Source organism: Actinomadura sp. CNU-125, from assembly GCF_001942465.1.
Lineage (GTDB): Bacteria > Actinomycetota > Actinomycetes > Streptosporangiales > Streptosporangiaceae > Spirillospora.
This window is the reverse complement of the sequence record NZ_MKJY01000117.1, coordinates 1-15421: the sequence shown is the minus strand read 5'-3', so window position 1 is coordinate 15421 and position 15421 is coordinate 1. Positions and strand designations below refer to the sequence as shown.

Genomic DNA, 15421 nt, shown 5'->3' with positions numbered 1-15421 from the left:
CCGGTCCCAGACGACCCACCGGCCGCCCGCGCACGGCAGCGGCGGCGGCGCGTCCCCGAGGGGGCGCCCCGCCGCGTCGAGGACCACATCGTTCAGCGCCGCCGCGTGCGCCCCGGTCTCGCCGAGCAGCCCGAAGACGAGCGGGACGGCGACGTCCGGTGCCGCGGCGAGCAGGTCGGGCCAGCCGAGCCGCGCGAGGGCCTCGTCGAGCGCGGGCCCGGACGCCGACGCCATCGTCTTGCGCAGCGCGTCGGCGAGCATCTCCCGCTCGGCCGCGTCCATTTCCGGGGACTCCATGCTCATTCCTTCCCCAGGTCGAGGAGACGGCGGGCGATGATGTTGCGCTGGATCTCGGCGGTGCCACCGTAGATGGTGGCGGCCCGCGAGTACAGGAAGTCCGACCGCCACGGCGTCTCGTCCAGTTCGAGGACGCCGGGCAGCAGGTCCCGGGCGGTGTCGAACAGCCGCTGCTCGGCGGTGGCCAGCAGCACCTTGTCGACCGAGGTCTCCGGGCCGAGCCGGGCGCCGTCCGCGAGCCGCCGCTGCGTCTCGTGGGAGCGGCAGCGGACGGTGTGCAGCGCGAGGTACGCGGCGCCGAGCGCGGCGTCGTCGGTCTCGGTGGTCTCGGCCGCGAGCCGGTCCAGCCGCGAGTACAGGTGCGCGATCCGGTGCCAGAAGCAGGTGGACCGCTCGTGCGGCAGCAGGTCCATCGCCAGCCGCCACCCGTCCCCGGGACGCCCGAGCATCCGGTCGCCCGGGACGACGACGTCGTCGAAGAACACCTCGGCGAACTCGTCGACGCCGTGCATGGTGCGCAGCGGCCGGACGGTGATGCCGGGGGTGTCCATGTCGAGGAAGAACGCCGTGATCCCGGCGTGGCCGGGCGCGGTCCGGGTGAGCAGGACGCACCGCCGCGCGAACTGGGCGAGGCTCGTCCACACCTTCTGCCCGTTGATCACCCAGTCGTCGCCGCGGGGCTCCGCCCGGGTCGACAGCGACGCGAGGTCGCTGCCGGACCCGGGCTCGGAGAACCCCTGGCACCACTGCTCGTCGCCGTTCAGCAGCCGCGGCACCATCTCGGCCGCCAGCGCCGGCGGCGCATAGGAGATCATCGTCGGGGCGAGGACCTCGATCATCGAGTAGATGCCCGGTTCGGCCAGGTCGCGGGTGGCGACCTCCTCGCCGAGCACCGCCCGCAGCACGGCCGGCCCGCCGAGGCCGCCCACCTCGGCCGGCCAGCCGTACCGCATCCAGCCCGCGTCGTAGAGGGCGCGGCGGACCCGGCCCAGCTGCGCGACCTGCTCGTCGAACGTCAGCCCCGGGGCGGGGGACAGGTCGTTGTCGTCGAGCCAGGCGCGCACCTTCGCCCGGAAAACCGCGACGTCCATGTCCGCGACGTTCGTGTCCGCGACGTTCGTGTCCGCGACGTTCGTGTCCGCGACGTTCGTGTCCGCGTCCGCCTCCGTGCCGCTCACGTCCCCGCCGCTCATGCTCCCGCGCGCCGGTGCGCGTGCGGACGGCCGGAGTCGTGCGCGCCGTTGCGGCGGATGAACGTCATCGCCCGCGTCCGCAGCCGCCAGCCGTCGCCGGTCCGCGCGTAGGTGTCGTTGTAGTAGCCGATCCGCATGTCGTGCGTGGAGTGGTCCACGAAGCAGAGCGGCTGCGTGCCCGTCGCGGTGTCGCCGTCGATCTCGACCGCCGCCGTCCCGGTCAGGAACAGGCCCGACGGCGCCGCCTCGACCAGTTCGGGGAACTCGTCGAGCCGGTAGGTGTCGCCGAACGCGCTGTACGTGCCGTCCGGGGTGAACACCTTGAGCAGGCCCTCGATGTCGCCCCGGGTGATGGTGACCGCGTACCGCGCGAGCAGTTGCTGGATCTCGACATGGTCTTCGACGTTATTTGCGGACAAAAACCTTCCCGCCCTTCATCACGAACCGCACGTCCTTGGTGACGGCGATGTCCTGCAGGGGATCGCCGGGAACCGCGATGACGTCGGCGAGGAGCCCCTCGGCGAGGCGTCCCCGGTCGGTGACGTCGATCAGTTCCGCGGCCCGCACGGTGGCCGCCCGCAGCACGTCCGCCGGGGCCAGGCCCCGCTGGACGAGCGCGGTCAGCTCGCCCGCGTTGCGGCCGTGCGGGATCGCCGGGGCGTCGGTGCCGACCGCGATCTTCACCCCGGCCTTGTAGGCGGCCAGCACGGACTGCCGCGCCTTCGGGAACATCACCGCGGCCTTCTCCTGCAGCTCGGGCGCCGCCTTCGAGACGTCCATGCCGTCGGCCAGGGCCGTGGTGGGGACGAGCCAGGTGCCGCGCTCGACCATCAGCGCGATCGTCTCGTCGTCGATGAGGAACCCGTGCTCGATGCAGTCGATGCCCGCCTCGACGGCGTGCCGCACCGCCTCCGCGCCGTGCGTGTGCGCCGCGACCCGCAGGCCGCGCCGGTGCGCCTCGTCGACGATCGCGCGCAGCTCCTCGTCGGAGTAGTGCTGCGCGCCCGGCGTGCCGGTGTGCGACATGACGCCGCCGGACACGCAGATCTTGATCAGCTTCGCGCCGTGCTTGATCTGGTACCGGACGGCCCGGCGCACCTCGTCGACGCCGTTGGCGATGCCCTCCTCGACCGACAGCTGCAGGACGCCGGGCGCGAACGCGGCGAACATCGTCGGGTCCAGGTGCCCGCCGGTCGGGGTGATGGCGTGCCCGGCCGGGACGATCCGGGGGCCGTCGATCCAGCCCGCGTCGATCGCCTTGCCGAGCGCGACGTCCAGCAGGTAGCCGCCCGTCTTCACGAACAGTCCGAGGTTGCGGACGGTCGTGAAGCCGGCCCGCAGGGTGCGGCGCGCGTTCCCGACGGCGCGCAGCATCCGCAGCGGCGGATCGTCCTGGACGGGCGAGTACTCCAGCGTCTCGCCGCGCCCGCCCATCAGGAGGTTGACTTCCATGTCCATGAGGCCGGGCAGGAGGATCGCGTCGCCGAGGTCGATGACTTCGCCCTCGGGCGGGCCCCCGACGCCGACGATGCGGTCGCCGTCGATCCGCAGGATCCCCGGCCGGACGATCTCGCCCGCGTCGACGTCGAGGAACCCGCCCGCTTTCAGCGTGAGCATGTCAGACCACGGGCTCCACGATGAGGTCCAGGTAGGCCGCGCCGCTGTCGGGGACGCGCGCCTGCTTCCACACCTCGACGGGGAACGACACCATGACGAGGCCCTGCATGAGGTGCATCAGCGTCCGGGCGTCGTCGGGCAGGTCGTCCCACGGGTGCCGGTCGACGTGGGCGATGGCGTCCTCCAGGCGGGGGAACGCCGCGTCGTAGAACGCCTGCATCTCGTCCATCGAGCTGGCGAGACGCTTGGCGTACCGCTCGGGCTCGGTGGGCAGGGCCCAGGCCGCGTACGGCTCGAGGTCGGAGAATTCAGCGGGCAGCGGCATCCTGGTGCTCCTTGGACTGGTGTGCCTCGACGCGGTCGCGGGCGACCTTGTGCAGGTGACGCAGGAGGATCTCCTGGTCGTTGAGGGGGAAGTCGGTGACGGCGCGGCTCTTCAGCATCGTCTGGGTGGCTTCGAGGGTGTTGGCGTCCTGGAGCGCGTACTCCTTGAACGTCACCGCCGCGAGCTCGTGGCCGAGACGCTCGCGGGCGTTCTTCGGCGGGACGAAGTAGAGGCTCGACTCGAAGACGTGCTTGTCGACCGCGGTCGGCCAGTAGTGGTACGTCAGGTACCAGCCGGGCGCCCAGATGAGCAGCATGAAGTTCGGGAAGAGGACGAACGAGTCGCTTCCCCACGCCTTGTGGCGGGCGGGGTTGAGGCTCTCCGGCAGGTCGTCCAGGCCCTCGATGTCGGGCCGGTCCCAGGGGCCGAACAGGCCGCTGCGCAGGATGCGCTCGATGGGCTTGACCATCGACGGGTCCTTGGGCGGGGACATGCCGCCCCACGACGAGATCATCGAGTGCGGGCCCTCCAGCTTGTAGTGGAGCGCCTCGTAGCCGTAGCTGAACAGCTTGTCGGCCTCGTCCTTGACGGCCTGCTTCTGGTGCAGCACCGGCGCGTGGTAGAACTCGGCGAACGCGTCGATGAACAGCTTCCAGTTGCTGCCGACCTCGGCCTTGTAGCTGTAGACCTCGGTCATCTCGTGGAAGGGGTAGCCCTCCAGGCCCTTGGCCATGTCGCCGAGGTAGTCGGCGAGCGGCGCGGCGTCCGGGTCGAGGTTCACGAAGATGAACCCCTCCCAGACCTCGCAGCGCACGGACTTGAGCCCGTAGTCGGACTTGTCGACGTTGAAGAACTCCTCCTCCTGCTGGATGAAGGTGAGCTCGCCCGCCAGGTCGTAGCGCCACGCGTGGTACTTGCAGGTGAACTGGCGGCAGGTGCCCTTGACCTCCTCCCCGGGGAAGTCGTTCCAGACGAGCTTGTTGCCGCGGTGCCGGCACACGTTGTGGAACGCGCGGATCTGCTTGTCCTTGCCGCGGACGATGATGAGCGACGTCTCCGCGGCGGCGAGTTCCTTGGTGAAGTAGCTGCCGACCTTCGGCACCGACTCCACGCGGCCGACGTTCAGCCAGCTGCGCTTGAAGATCGCCTCGCGCTCGGCCTCGTAGTGCGCGGGGTCGATGGAGTCGCTGTAGTTGACGGGTGCCGTGCCCAGCTCGGGGTAGTGCTCTGTCCAGCTGCCCGCGGCGGGTTTCGGGAAGTGAGGCAAGGGTCCGACCTCTCGATGCCGTTCCTTCTCGCTGACGAGAATGACATTCTCATTTGTGGATCGTAGGTTCTCACGGTCGCGTCACGACGTCAATCCGTCAGCCCCGGAGCTTCGCGAAATCCCAGCTCACGACCTTCTCGGGAAGTAGGCGCAGCCAGCCGTGGCGGCCGTCGTGGCGGAACTCGCCGCCGCCCGCGTACTTGTCGGCGAAGAGCCGCTCGGGGACGGACAGGACGTCCGACGGCTCGCCTTTGCGCGGAACCTCGCCGACGATCTCGACGCTCCCGAGGAGTTCGACCCCGCGCAGCCGCATGAAGTCGGTGCCGCCGTCGTCGACGATCACGCTGATCCGCGGGTCGCGCTCCTGATCCGTCCAGCGGCGGCTGCGGGTCAGCGAGTTCAGCCACAGGGCCGAGCCGTCCCACACGAACCACAGGGCGCTGGTGTGCGGACGGCCGTCCGGGCCGACCGTCGCGACCCTGCAGACCGGCTGCGTCCGCAGGAAGCCGTCCCGCTCGTCCGCGGTCATCGCGATGGCCCGGCCGCGGCGCTGCTCTTCCATGACCCCTCCTGGATGGTTGATTCTCGTAAATTGAGAAGATAGTTTCCGCAGCGAGAGGAAGGAAGCTCCGTCATGACGTCACCTGAACCGGAACTGCGCCCCGGGGCGCAGCTCGCCAGCACCGTGTGCGCGACGAAGGTGGTGGTCGTCCGGGCGCCCGCGCAGGGCGGTCCGGTGATCGCCTGCGGCGGCAGCCCGATGGCCGCCGCCGCCGGCAAGCCCGCGAAGCCGGCGGCGCCCTCCGGCGGCGCCGCGAACGCCACGCTCGTCGGCAAGCGCTACGTGGACGAGGCCGGGACCGTCGAACTGCTGTGCGTGTCCTCGGGGGCGGGCGAGCTCACCTGTGACGGCGCGCCCATGACCATCAAGGCGGCCAAGCCGCTGCCCGCCTCCGACTGAGGACCGCCGTTGACAACGCCACAGCCGCGACCGCCACGACCGCACCCGCCACGACGGCGACCGCCGCGACCGCGGCCGCCCGAGCCGCCACCGGCACCCTTCCGCGCACGGGCCGTGGAGGCCCGGTGAGCGATCTGGTCCTGATCGAGCAGCGCGGTCACGTGCGGGTGCTCACGCTGAACCGGCCCGAGGCGCGCAACGCCCTCGACCCGGCCGCGATGGAGGAACTCTCGGTCGCGCTGCGCGCGGCCGACGAGGACCCGGGCACGCGCGCGATCGTCCTGACGGGCGCGGGCACGGTGTTCTGCGCCGGGCTCGACCTGAAGGCGTTCGCCCGCGGCGGAGACATCAAGGGACTCGTGTGGTTCTACCACCGCAGCGTCCCGACCCCGGTCATCGCGGCGCTGAACGGCCACGCCCTCGGCGGCGGCTTCGAGCTGGTGCTGGCGTGCGACCTGGTCGTCGCCGCCGAGGACGCCCGGCTCGGGATGGCCGAGGTCAAGCGGGGCGTGTTCGCGGGCGGCGGCGGCACGACGCTGTCCCAGCGGATCCCGATGGCGCTCGCCCTGGAGATGGGCCTCACCGGCGACCCCGTCACCGCGGCGCGGGCCCGCGAGTACGGGCTGGTGAACCGCGTCGTCCCCGCCGACCGGGTCGTCGCGGAGGCGCTCGCCCTCGCCGACCGGATCGCCGGGAACGGCCCCCTGGGCGTCGCGATGACCAAGAAGCTCATGCGGCAGCGCCGCTGGTGCACGCCGGACGAGGTGCAAGAGGTGTTCGGCAGCGCGGACGCCAAGGAGGGGGCGCGCGCCTTCGCCGAGGGCCGGGCGCCGGAATGGACGGGAAGGTGACCACGCGGTGGACTTCGAGCTGAACGACGAGCAGAAGCTCTTCCGGGAGACGCTCCGCGACTTCGCCGACAAGGAGATCGCGCCGGTCGCCCCCGAATGGGAGCGGACCGGACGATATCCGACGGAGATCGTCGAGCGGCTCCGGGAACTCGGGCTGTTCGGCCTGAACGTGCCCGAGGAGTACGGCGGCCTCGGCGCCGACCGGGTCTCCTACGCGCTCGCGTTCGAGGAGATCGCCCGCGCCTGGCTCGGCGCGGCGGGGCTGTTCGGCCCGCACTCGGTCGCCTGCGTGCTGGTCGCCCGGCACGGCACCGCCGAGCAGAAGGAGCGGTACCTGCCCGCGATGGCGACCGGCGAGCTGCGCTCGGGGATCTGCCTGACCGAGCCGGGCGCCGGCACCGACCTGCAGGGCATCGCGACCACGGCCGTGCGCGACGGCGACCACTACGTGGTGACCGGCGCCAAGACGTGGATCACGAACGCGCGGGTCGCGGGCGTCCTGCCCGTCCTGGTCAAGACGGGACGCGCCGAACGCGCCCACGAGGGCATGTCAGTGCTGCTCGTCGACACGTCCTCGCCCGGCTTCAAGGTCACCCGGGACCTGCCCAAGCTCGGCTACAAGGGCCCCGAGACCTGCGAGCTCGTCCTGGACGAGGTGCGGGTGCCGGTCGCGGATCTGCTCGGCGGCGAGGAGGGACGCGGCATGCAGCAGATCCTCGGCGGGCTCGAGATCGGCCGGATCAACATCGCGGCCCGCGCCGTCGGCGTCGCGCAGGCGGCCTACGAGGCGGCGCTCGGCTACTCGCGGGAGCGGGAGGCGTTCGGCCGTCCGATCTCGAACTTCCAGGCCATCCAGCTGAAGCTCGCCGACATGGCCACCGAGATCCAGGCCGCGCGGCTGCTGACCTACTGGGCCGCGGACCGGGCCGAGAGCACCGGCGGCCGGGTCGACATGGAGGCCGGGATGGCGAAGATGTACGCCTCCGAGGTCGCCATCAAGTGCGCGCTGGAGTCGATGCGCATCCACGGCGGCTACGGCTACTCCGCGGAGTTCGTCGTCGAGCGGCTCTATCGCGACGCCCCGCTCATGGCGATCGGGGAGGGGACCAACGACGTCCAGCGCCTGGTCATCGCCAAGGCCCTCGTGTCCGGTGGGGGACGCCTGGGCTGGTGACCGCATCTCGGCGCGACGCGCGCGAGGCCCCCGGCGGGTTCCCGCCGGGGGCCTCGCGCGGTTCCGGCGAACCTCCCCGGATGACCGTCGCGTGACCCTTGTCACAGCACCGCAAACCGACCTACTGTGTGTTCAGTAGGTTTCTGGAAGGGGGCCTCCGGTTGACCGATGAACGGCCGTACGCCGCGCTTCTCGCCAAGGGCGAGGATCGCCGACAGCTGATCCTGTCCGCCGCCCAGCGCCTGCTGAAGCGGCACGGATGGCGCGGCATCACGCTCGGGCGGATCGCCCGCGAGGCCGGGGTGAGCCCGGCCGGCCTCCTGCACCACTTCGAGTCGAAAGAGGCCCTGCTCCACGCCGCCGTCGACGCCCGCGACGCCTACGACGAGGCGCACGCGGACATGGACGCCGACCTCATCACGCAACTCGAGAGCGTCGCCGAGCGGTTCCACCGCGCGCCCGACCTCGTCGGCATGTTCGCCGTCCTCCTGATGGAGAACCTTGACCCCGACGATCCGCTGCACGACCGCATGTTCGGCCGCTACCGATCCTCGGTGCGCCACGTCGCCGAAGGCATTCGGCGCGGCCAGCGCTCCGGCCGGTACCGCCCCGACCTGAACGCGGACGTGAAGGCCGTGGAGATCGTCGCCTTTCTCAACGGGATAGAGACATCATGGCTGCTGGACCCTTCGATTCCGCTGACCGAGGTTTTCACGGAGTACACCGGGTCGCTCGCCCGGCAGCTCGCACCGGTCGCCGGCACACCCTGAGGAACCATCTCGTCGTGGTCGCCCCGAGCATGCTCGGCGGCGTTCGTTTCGCGGGCGGCTGGGTGTTCGACCGCGTCGCCGCCGGATGGGACGTCACCGTCCTCACCGCCGACGGCACCGGCTCCAGGGCGCTGCGCATCCTCGGCGCGCGCGGCCTCGACCTGGAGATGGCCCTCAACGCCCGGGTGCGCGGTCCCCGGCCGCGCGCCCTCGCCCTGGACGCCGCCCTGTACGAGTCCGACGAGCAGATCCGCCGCAGGCTGATCGGCGTGCTCGACAGCGGCATGGACATCCGGCTGTGGGGCGGTCGCGCGCCGGCCGCGCACGCCGACGAGATCCCCGGCTGCGTGCACCACCGACTGAGCAACGCCGCCCGCGCGTTCAAGGCGCACGCCCTCGCCGCGCGCGACGCGTCCGCCGGGCGCGTCCCCCGCAGTGCGTCGCCCCGGACTGCATCACCGGCGAACTGCGCGCCCGCCCCCGCGGACGTCGTGCCCGTGCCCGCACCCGCGGGCACGGCGAGCGCCGATCCCGCGGAACGCCCGACCGAGACCTTCTGGCCGGCCGAGACCCTCCGCCCCTCCGGCATGCGGATCGCCTGACTCCGCACCGCCCATCGCCCGCCCCCTCACCCCGCCCCCTCACCTGGACGATCGGTCCCCGCGCCCGCGCGCCGCGTGCGCGAACGTCCGGGTGCCGCGACGTGCGCGCGTGCCCCACCGGGCCGCGTGCACGTTCGTCATGCCCTCGCCCGTTCGGCTTCGCCGCCGACCGCGGCGGAGCCAGAACGCGACTGGCGTAGACTGAGCGACGGTTCAATCGGCTGATGGCTGATTCGGGGTGCGCGAGGCGGCAAGGAGGGTGCGGTGACGAAGAGGGAATCGGCCGACGTCACGGGGGAGGGGACGGCCGCGCCGGAACGGCCGAGCCCGCGCGAGGTGCGCCGCCGGCAGCGGATCGAGCTCGGCCGGGAGCAGATGCTGGAGACCGCCGAGGAGCTGTTCGCCGAACGCGGCTACCACGAGACCAACCTGAAGGACGTCGCGCGGCGCTGCGAGTTCTCGGTCGGCTCGATCTACTCCTTCTTCGACAGCAAGGAGGCGCTGTACCTGGCGGTCCTGATGCGGCGGGGGCCGGGCCGGCTGGAGGAGATGAAGCGGCTCGCCGCGGCCGAAGGGTCGCCCGCGGGCGACCGGTTCGTCGCGCTGGTCACCGCGGAGCTCGAACATCGCCGCAAGTATCCGGCGTGGGCGCAGCTGGACGCCCAGATGACCAAGGCCGGGGGCCGGGAGGTCGCCGAGGTCCCGCAGGACTACAAGGACTTCCACCGCGAGACGGTGCGGATCCTCGCGGGCGTCGTCGCCGACGGGCAGGCCGACGGGACGGTCCGTCCCGGCGACCCGCACGCGCTCGCGCGCATGTGCAGCGCGCTCATCGACAGCTTCACGCTGATGGATCCGATGATCAGCGACGAGCCGGAGGGCATCGGCGCCGAAGAGTTCGTGACGTTCGTCCGGGAGACCTTCACCGTCGGGTGAGCGCGCGAAGCCCCGGGCCGCGGCACGGTGCCGCGGCCCGGGCGTCCGGGCCCTCCGGGGTCTCCGGGTCAGGTGCGGGCGATCTCCTGTTCGGCCTTGGCCCACAGCCAGCCCGCGTACTTGTGCAGGCCGTCGCCCATCGCGCGGTTCATCCTGCCCTTGAGCGCCAGGACGAACGAGCGCTCCAGCAGCGCGGCCAGCCGGAAGCACGCGAGCACCTGGAACCACCGGAAGTCGGACACGTCCCGGCCGGTCAGCGTCGCCCAGTGGGCGACGAGCTCCGCCCGTCCGGGCATGCCGTCCCACGGCTTCAGCTGCGGGTCGCTGCCGGGCGGGTCGCCCTCCTCGCGCCAGGCGGTGAGGATCCACGCCAGGTCGAGCAGCGGGTCGCCGACGGCGGCCATCTCCCAGTCGACGATCGCGGCGAGCTCCGGGGCGTCGTGCCGGAACATCACGTTGGCGAACTGCAGGTCGCCGTGGACGATGCCGCGGTGCCACGTCTTCGGCCGGTTGTCCTCCAGCCAGGCCGCGACGACGTCGACGAGCGGCGACTCGGCGTCGGTGTAGCCGTCGGTCTCCCGGTAGCCGTGCAGCATCGTCAGGTAGCGGGAGATCTGCTTGTCCAGCCACCCGTCGGTCCTGCTGAGGTCGCCGAGGCCGATCGCGTCGGGGTCCACCGCCGCCAGCGACGCGGCGCCGCCGATCAGCTCGAACGCCAGCTTCCGGCGCCACTCGGGGTCGGTGCCGTACGCGCCGGGAAGCCCGCCCCGGGGCATGAACCCCTCGATCTTCTCCAGGACGGAGAACGGCGCGCCGATCACGCCGAAGTCCAGGGAGCCCGCGTGCAGCCGCGGATGCGGGACGGACGTGCCGGCCAGCGCGCGCAGCACGCGCTCTCCCGTTCGAACGGCTTCGCGGCCTCCTCGCCCGCGTGCCTGCCCGGCCTGCGCAGCACAAGTTCGGTGCCGTCCGCCCGGCGCATCGTGAACAGCAGGTTCTGCGCGCCGCCCTTCAGCGGCTCCAGCGACTCGACCGGACCGTCCCCGGGGACGTCCGCGAGCCCCGGCCACGCGTTCAGCCGCGCCAGGTCGACGACGGGTTCTTCCGGGGCTTTCGATCCGCTCATCGGGCGACTCCGGTGTCGGTCAGGCGGCCCGCGAACTTCTTCCGCGCGGCCTCGATGCGGGCGGGCAGGTGCGCGGAGCCGAACAGCCGGTCGTCCGCCGGCTCGGCGTCCTTGAGCAGCAGCCGGGCGACGACGTCCTTGTGCGACTCGGTCGGGCCGTCCGCGACGCCCAGCACCGGCCCGGAGTTCCACATCTTCGCCAGCGGCAGCTCGTTGGACACCCCGAGCGAGCCGTGCAGGTGCATGGCCCGGTACAGGACGTCGACGAGCGTGCCGGGCGTGGCGGCCTTGACCGCCGAGATGTGCAGCCGCGCGGCCCGCGCGTCGGCCGGGTCGCCGCTCGCGTTCGACTTGTCGACCTGCCACGCCGCGTGCAGCACCTGCAGCCGGAACTGCTCCAGCCGGATCCACGTGTCGGCGAGCGACTGCCGGACGGACTGCTGCTTCGACAGCGGCCCGCCGCGGGTCTCCCGGCCGGCGATCCGCTCGATCATCATGTCCATCGCGCGGCGGCACTGCCCCACGGAGCGCATCGCGTGGTGCAGGCGCCCGCCGCCGAGCCGCTTCTGCGCGATCGCGAACCCGGTCCCGGGCTCGCCGAGCAGGTTCTCCCGCGGCACCCGGCAGCCGGTGAACCGCAGGTAGCCGTGCGCGCCCTCGCCGATGGGCTCGCCGCCGAGGCCCACCTGCCGGACCATCTCCATCCCCGGGGTGCCGCGCGGGACGAGCAGCATCGACGACCCCCGGTGCACGGGGACGTCCGGGTCGGTGACGACCATTGCGATGACGAACGCGGCGTACGGGTAGTTCGACGCGAACCACTTCTCGCCGTCGATCACCCACTCGTCCCCGTCGAGGACGGCCCGGCAGGTGAACGAGCCCGGGTCGGCGCCGCCGGTCGGCTCGGTCATCGCGTACGTCGACACGATGCGGCCGTCCAGCAGCGGCTCCAGGAACTCGCGGCGCTGCCGCTCGTTGCCGTAGTGCGCGAGGATCTCGGCGTTGCCCGAGTCGGGCGCCTGCGTGCCGAACACCATGGGCGCCCACTGCGACCGCCCGAGGATCTCGTTGAGCAGCGCCAGCTTGACCTGCCCCATGCCCATCCCGCCCAGCTCGGGCGAGATGTGCGCCGCCCACAGCCCCTGCTCCCGGACCTGCGCCTGCAGGGGCCGGACGACCTCGCGGAAGACTTCGCTGTCACGGTCGTAGGGGTCGTCGTTGCCCGGGAAGAGCACGTCGATCGGCTCGATCTCCTCCCGGACGAACCGGTCGACCCAGTCGAGTTTCGCCTGGAAATCGGGATCGGTGCTGAAATCCCACATGCCGTTCGTTCCTTTCGTCGGGTTCCGTCCTGGGTTCGGGCGGAGCCGTCACGGGATGCCGCCGTCGACCCGCAGCGTCGCGGCGGTCGTGTAACTGGAGGCGTCGGAGATCAGGTAGAGCGCGGCGCCGACGATCTCCGGGGGGTGCCCGATCCGCTGGAGCGCGTGCGGGCGCATCCCCTCGGCGAGCTGCTGCTCGTCGCCCCAGCCGCGCGTCGCCCCGGTGACGAAGGGCCCCGCCATGAGGGTGTTCACCCGCACCCGCGGCCCCAGCGCCTTGGCCAGGCCCTCGGTGAGGACGTTGAGCCCCGCCTTGGCCGCCGCGTACGGGACGATCGCCGGACGCGGCCGGATCGACCCCGTCGAACTCACGTTGACGATCGAGCCCCGCCCGGCCTCCGCCATCCGCTCCCCGGCGAGCACGGAGAGCCGGAACGGCCCCTTGAGGTTGAGGTTCATCACCGAGTCGAACATCTTCTCGGTGACGTCGCCGAGCGAGTCGTAGACGGGGGACATGCCCGCGTTGTTCACCAGCGCGTCGAGCCGTCCGAACCGGTCGTACACCGCGTCGACCAGCCCGGGGAGCCGATCCCACCGCCCCACGTGCACGCCGTACGGCAGCGCCGCGCGCCCGGTCTCCCGCTCGATCTCCTCGGCGACCGCCGTGCAGACGGCGAGGTCACGGCTGGCGATGACGACGTCGGCGCCGCAGCGGGCCGCACCGAACGCCATCTCCCGGCCCAGCCCCCGGCTGCCGCCGGTGATCAGCACGACCCGTCCGGTCAGGTCGAACAGCTCGTCCGCGAACCCCATCCGTCCTCCCCGCACTCATGTTCTCGATTCCAAGAATGCCATTCTCCACAAGGTAGAGCATTGCTGGACACAGAGGAAGAGCGGGGGCGTCAGCCCGGCCAGACCTCGCGGACGTTGCCGGAGGCGAGTTCCGCGAGGGCCTCCCGCAGCGGCGTGCGCAGCAGGACGAGATCGGCGGGCGCGCCCACGCGGACGCGGCGCGGCGCCCCGCCCGGATCGCCGGGCGGCGCGAGGTACGAACGCAGCGCGTCCCCCGGGGCGAGAACCTCGTCCGGCCCGAGCACGGCCCCCGACCGCGTGCGCCGCCGGACGGCCGCGTCCATCACGGCCCACGGGTCCGCGGGCCCGTACGGCGCGTCGCTCGACAGGCCGACCGGGACGCCCGCCGCGGCGAGCCCCGCGCACCGGTACAGGTCGGGCCGGTCGTCGGCCGGAACGTCGCGGAGATAGTCGTCGCCGCGATCGGCGATGAACCCCGGCTGGGTCACCACCCGCAGCCCCCGCGCGGCCAGCACCCCCGCGAACTCCGGCGGGACGAGCGCCGCGTGCTCGATCCGGTCGCCGGGCCGCGTGCCCGTCTCGTCGAACGCGGCGAGCAGCAGGAGCAGCGCCTCCCGGGTGACGCAGTGGACGGCGACGGCCCGTCCCGCGGCGTGCGCGCTCCGGACCCGCATCGCGAGATCGTCCAGCGACGGCAGCCCCGAGTCGGCCAGCACGATCTTGTACGGCCCGGCGGTGACCCGGGGACCCAGCCGGGGCGGGTCCTCCAGCGGGACGCCCAGCAGGTGGACGCGCTGGGGCAGCGAACCGTCGCGCACCGCCGCGCCGATCGAGCCGAGCGCGGTGCCGTCGAGGTCGGGCGTCGCGTCGGTGACGGCGGTGACGCCCATGCGCAGCAACCGCCCGCCGATCCCCGCCAGATCGGCCGGCGGGGCCGGCGGCAGCCGGTCGCGGAGCCAGCCGTCCGCCCGCCACAGCCGTCCGGTCGGCGCCCCCGCCGCGTCCCGCTCGATGCCCGGGTGCCCGCCCGAGTCGAGCCCGGCCGCGCGCACCGCGGCGGAGTTCAGCGTCCACAGCGCGCCGCTGCGGTGCTGCACCCGGACGGGCCGGTCGGCGCGGAACGCGTCGAGCCCCGCGGCATCGAGGTCGCCCGCGACCCCCTCCGCGTACCCCGTCCCCCGGATCCAGCCGTGCTCGTCGGCGACGGCCCCGCGCAACGCCGCCGCCAGTTCGTCCCGCGTCGTGACGTGCGGCGGCCCGCACCGCACCGAACGCTCCTCGGCCGCCATGGCGTGCAGGTGCAGATGGTGGTCGCACAGCCCCTGCAGCGCCGCCCCCGCACTCGACCACCCGCTCACCGCCCCGCCGCCCCAGCCCGCCCCCGATCTCGACGACCCGCCCGCCCGCGACCCGAACGTCCACCCGAGCGCGCCCGCCGACCTCGGCCCCCCGCAGCAACAACCCCCCGCTCAAGCCACGCCCCCAAAGCCCCCGACAAACCAGCTCACGCCACCCGGGGTTTGCGCGGCAGGCCGTCGATGCCGGGCCTTGGCGCGGCTGCCGTGCGCGGGCGAGTTGCTCACGGGAGGGGGATTCCCAGTTCGCGTAGCACGTCCGCCGTGTCCCGTCCCGGCTCGGGGGCGGTGCCGGTGGGTTCGCGGCGCGTCGGTTCGGCTACGGGGACGAGTCCGGTGCCGGTGTCGAGGGCCCAGCCGTCGCCGTGGCGGACGGCGGGCAGGGGCGGGTCGGGGTCGTGCGCGTCGAGGGTCGCGGCGACCACGTCCGACATGGCGATGTCCCACAGCGTGCCGCCGCCGCCCGGGGGCGCGGTGGCGGCCAGGGCGGCGGCGGTGAGGCCGGTGATGGGGTCGGCGATCGCGTCGCCGCAGAACAGCGGCGTCCCGTCCGGTTCGCGGCGGACGAGACCGCAGGCGGCGGCCACGTCGTCGCCGAAGCCGACGCGGTCGGCGTCGCGCCCGTACGCGCCGATCGACACCCAGGTGGTCCCGGCGGCGACGGCGGCGGACGCGTCCAGGCCGAACCGGGCGAGCGCGCGCGGGCGGGACGCCTCGATGACGATGTCGGCCGAGCGTCCACGAGCGCGCCATGGCGGCGCGGCCGCGGGGCTCGGCGGGGTCGAGCACCACGGAGCGGTGGCCCGCGTGCA

Annotated in this window: 19 protein-coding genes; 6 read left to right on the top strand and 13 right to left on the bottom strand. The window is 72.9% G+C overall.

The window, feature by feature from the left end; all coding sequences use genetic code 11:
* From BJF79_RS15860 to BJF79_RS15830, 7 genes are all read right to left on the bottom strand, one after another.
* The coding region (locus BJF79_RS15860; protein WP_262402096.1) for a hypothetical protein at positions 1-297 on the bottom strand (297 nt) is incomplete at its 3' end.
* Positions 298-299: 2 nt separating this feature from the next.
* On the bottom strand, positions 300-1475 hold the full coding sequence (locus BJF79_RS15855) for an acyl-CoA dehydrogenase family protein (RefSeq protein ID WP_262402095.1): 1176 nt from the start codon (positions 1473-1475) through the stop codon (positions 300-302).
* Positions 1476-1486: 11 nt separating this feature from the next.
* Complete coding sequence (locus tag BJF79_RS15850; protein ID WP_075898293.1) at positions 1487-1909, bottom strand: nuclear transport factor 2 family protein; 423 nt, start codon at positions 1907-1909, stop codon at positions 1487-1489.
* Positions 1896-3107 (bottom strand): metal-dependent hydrolase family protein, encoded by a 1212-nt coding sequence (locus BJF79_RS15845; RefSeq protein WP_075898291.1) that lies wholly within the window; start codon positions 3105-3107, stop codon positions 1896-1898. The genes BJF79_RS15850 and BJF79_RS15845 overlap by 14 nt, the downstream gene beginning before the upstream one ends.
* Position 3108: 1 nt before the next feature.
* Positions 3109-3432, bottom strand: a complete 324-nt coding sequence (locus BJF79_RS15840; RefSeq protein WP_075898289.1) for a hypothetical protein — start codon at positions 3430-3432, stop codon at positions 3109-3111.
* Positions 3416-4699 carry an aromatic ring-hydroxylating oxygenase subunit alpha gene (locus BJF79_RS15835; protein WP_075898287.1) on the bottom strand — a complete coding sequence of 428 codons (1284 nt, stop codon included), beginning with the start codon at positions 4697-4699 and terminating at the stop codon, positions 3416-3418. The genes BJF79_RS15840 and BJF79_RS15835 overlap by 17 nt, the downstream gene beginning before the upstream one ends.
* A gap of 97 nt (positions 4700-4796) precedes the next feature.
* Entirely contained in the window at positions 4797-5261 is a 465-nt protein-coding gene (locus tag BJF79_RS15830; RefSeq protein WP_075898285.1) for a pyridoxamine 5'-phosphate oxidase family protein, read from the bottom strand.
* 72 nt (positions 5262-5333) lie between these two features.
* On the opposite strand from BJF79_RS15830, the gene BJF79_RS15825 reads away from it, so the two are divergent.
* The 6 genes from BJF79_RS15825 to BJF79_RS15800 all read left to right on the top strand — a co-directional run bounded on the left by BJF79_RS15825 (position 5334) and on the right by BJF79_RS15800 (position 9993).
* A complete protein-coding gene (locus BJF79_RS15825) occupies positions 5334-5660 on the top strand; it encodes a hypothetical protein (protein WP_075898283.1) in 327 nt (108 codons plus the stop codon).
* A gap of 125 nt (positions 5661-5785) precedes the next feature.
* Positions 5786-6511 carry an enoyl-CoA hydratase-related protein gene (locus BJF79_RS15820; RefSeq protein ID WP_075898281.1) on the top strand — a complete coding sequence of 242 codons (726 nt, stop codon included), beginning with the start codon at positions 5786-5788 and terminating at the stop codon, positions 6509-6511.
* Between the two features lie 7 nt (positions 6512-6518).
* A complete protein-coding gene (locus BJF79_RS15815; protein WP_075898279.1) occupies positions 6519-7685 on the top strand; it encodes an acyl-CoA dehydrogenase family protein in 1167 nt (388 codons plus the stop codon).
* 98 nt (positions 7686-7783) lie between these two features.
* Positions 7784-8455, top strand: a complete 672-nt coding sequence (locus BJF79_RS15810; RefSeq protein WP_262402094.1) for a TetR/AcrR family transcriptional regulator — start codon at positions 7784-7786, stop codon at positions 8453-8455.
* 14 nt (positions 8456-8469) lie between these two features.
* Entirely contained in the window at positions 8470-9057 is a 588-nt protein-coding gene (locus BJF79_RS15805) for a hypothetical protein (protein WP_075898275.1), read from the top strand.
* 264 nt (positions 9058-9321) lie between these two features.
* A complete protein-coding gene (locus BJF79_RS15800; protein ID WP_075898273.1) occupies positions 9322-9993 on the top strand; it encodes a TetR/AcrR family transcriptional regulator in 672 nt (223 codons plus the stop codon).
* Between the two features lie 68 nt (positions 9994-10061).
* Here BJF79_RS15800 and BJF79_RS15795 read toward each other — a convergent pair whose 3' ends face one another.
* The 6 genes from BJF79_RS15795 to BJF79_RS15775 form a co-directional block, all read right to left on the bottom strand.
* Positions 10062-10883, bottom strand: a complete 822-nt coding sequence (locus tag BJF79_RS15795; protein ID WP_158079184.1) for a phosphotransferase family protein — start codon at positions 10881-10883, stop codon at positions 10062-10064.
* On the bottom strand, positions 10811-11119 hold the full coding sequence (locus BJF79_RS55435) for a hypothetical protein (RefSeq protein ID WP_158079183.1): 309 nt from the start codon (positions 11117-11119) through the stop codon (positions 10811-10813). The genes BJF79_RS15795 and BJF79_RS55435 overlap by 73 nt, the downstream gene beginning before the upstream one ends.
* The gene (locus BJF79_RS15790; protein ID WP_075898271.1) at positions 11116-12441 is read right to left on the bottom strand and encodes an acyl-CoA dehydrogenase family protein; all 1326 of its coding nucleotides are present in this window, start codon (positions 12439-12441) and stop codon (positions 11116-11118) included. Before BJF79_RS15790 ends, BJF79_RS55435 begins: the two co-directional genes overlap by 4 nt.
* A gap of 48 nt (positions 12442-12489) precedes the next feature.
* Positions 12490-13254 (bottom strand): SDR family NAD(P)-dependent oxidoreductase, encoded by a 765-nt coding sequence (locus tag BJF79_RS15785; RefSeq protein WP_075898269.1) that lies wholly within the window; start codon positions 13252-13254, stop codon positions 12490-12492.
* Positions 13255-13343: 89 nt separating this feature from the next.
* On the bottom strand, positions 13344-14612 hold the full coding sequence (locus BJF79_RS15780; RefSeq protein ID WP_262402093.1) for an amidohydrolase family protein: 1269 nt from the start codon (positions 14610-14612) through the stop codon (positions 13344-13346).
* Between the two features lie 221 nt (positions 14613-14833).
* The coding region (locus BJF79_RS15775) for a CoA transferase (protein WP_262402092.1) at positions 14834-15421 on the bottom strand (588 nt) is incomplete at its 5' end.

Bases quoted from the DNA above. Each gene is read 5' to 3' on its own strand.
- BJF79_RS15845 (WP_075898291.1), bottom strand. From the start codon at position 3,107: ATGCTCACGCTGAAAGCGGGCGGGTTCCTCGACGTCGACGCGGGCGAG.
- BJF79_RS15840 (WP_075898289.1), bottom strand. From the start codon at position 3,432: ATGCCGCTGCCCGCTGAATTCTCCGACCTCGAGCCGTACGCGGCCTGG.
- BJF79_RS15830 (WP_075898285.1), bottom strand. From the start codon at position 5,261: ATGGAAGAGCAGCGCCGCGGCCGGGCCATCGCGATGACCGCGGACGAG.
- BJF79_RS15825 (WP_075898283.1), top strand. From the start codon at position 5,334: ATGACGTCACCTGAACCGGAACTGCGCCCCGGGGCGCAGCTCGCCAGC.
- BJF79_RS55435 (WP_158079183.1), bottom strand. From the start codon at position 11,119: ATGAGCGGATCGAAAGCCCCGGAAGAACCCGTCGTCGACCTGGCGCGG.
- BJF79_RS15790 (WP_075898271.1), bottom strand. From the start codon at position 12,441: ATGTGGGATTTCAGCACCGATCCCGATTTCCAGGCGAAACTCGACTGG.
- BJF79_RS15785 (WP_075898269.1), bottom strand. From the start codon at position 13,254: ATGGGGTTCGCGGACGAGCTGTTCGACCTGACCGGACGGGTCGTGCTG.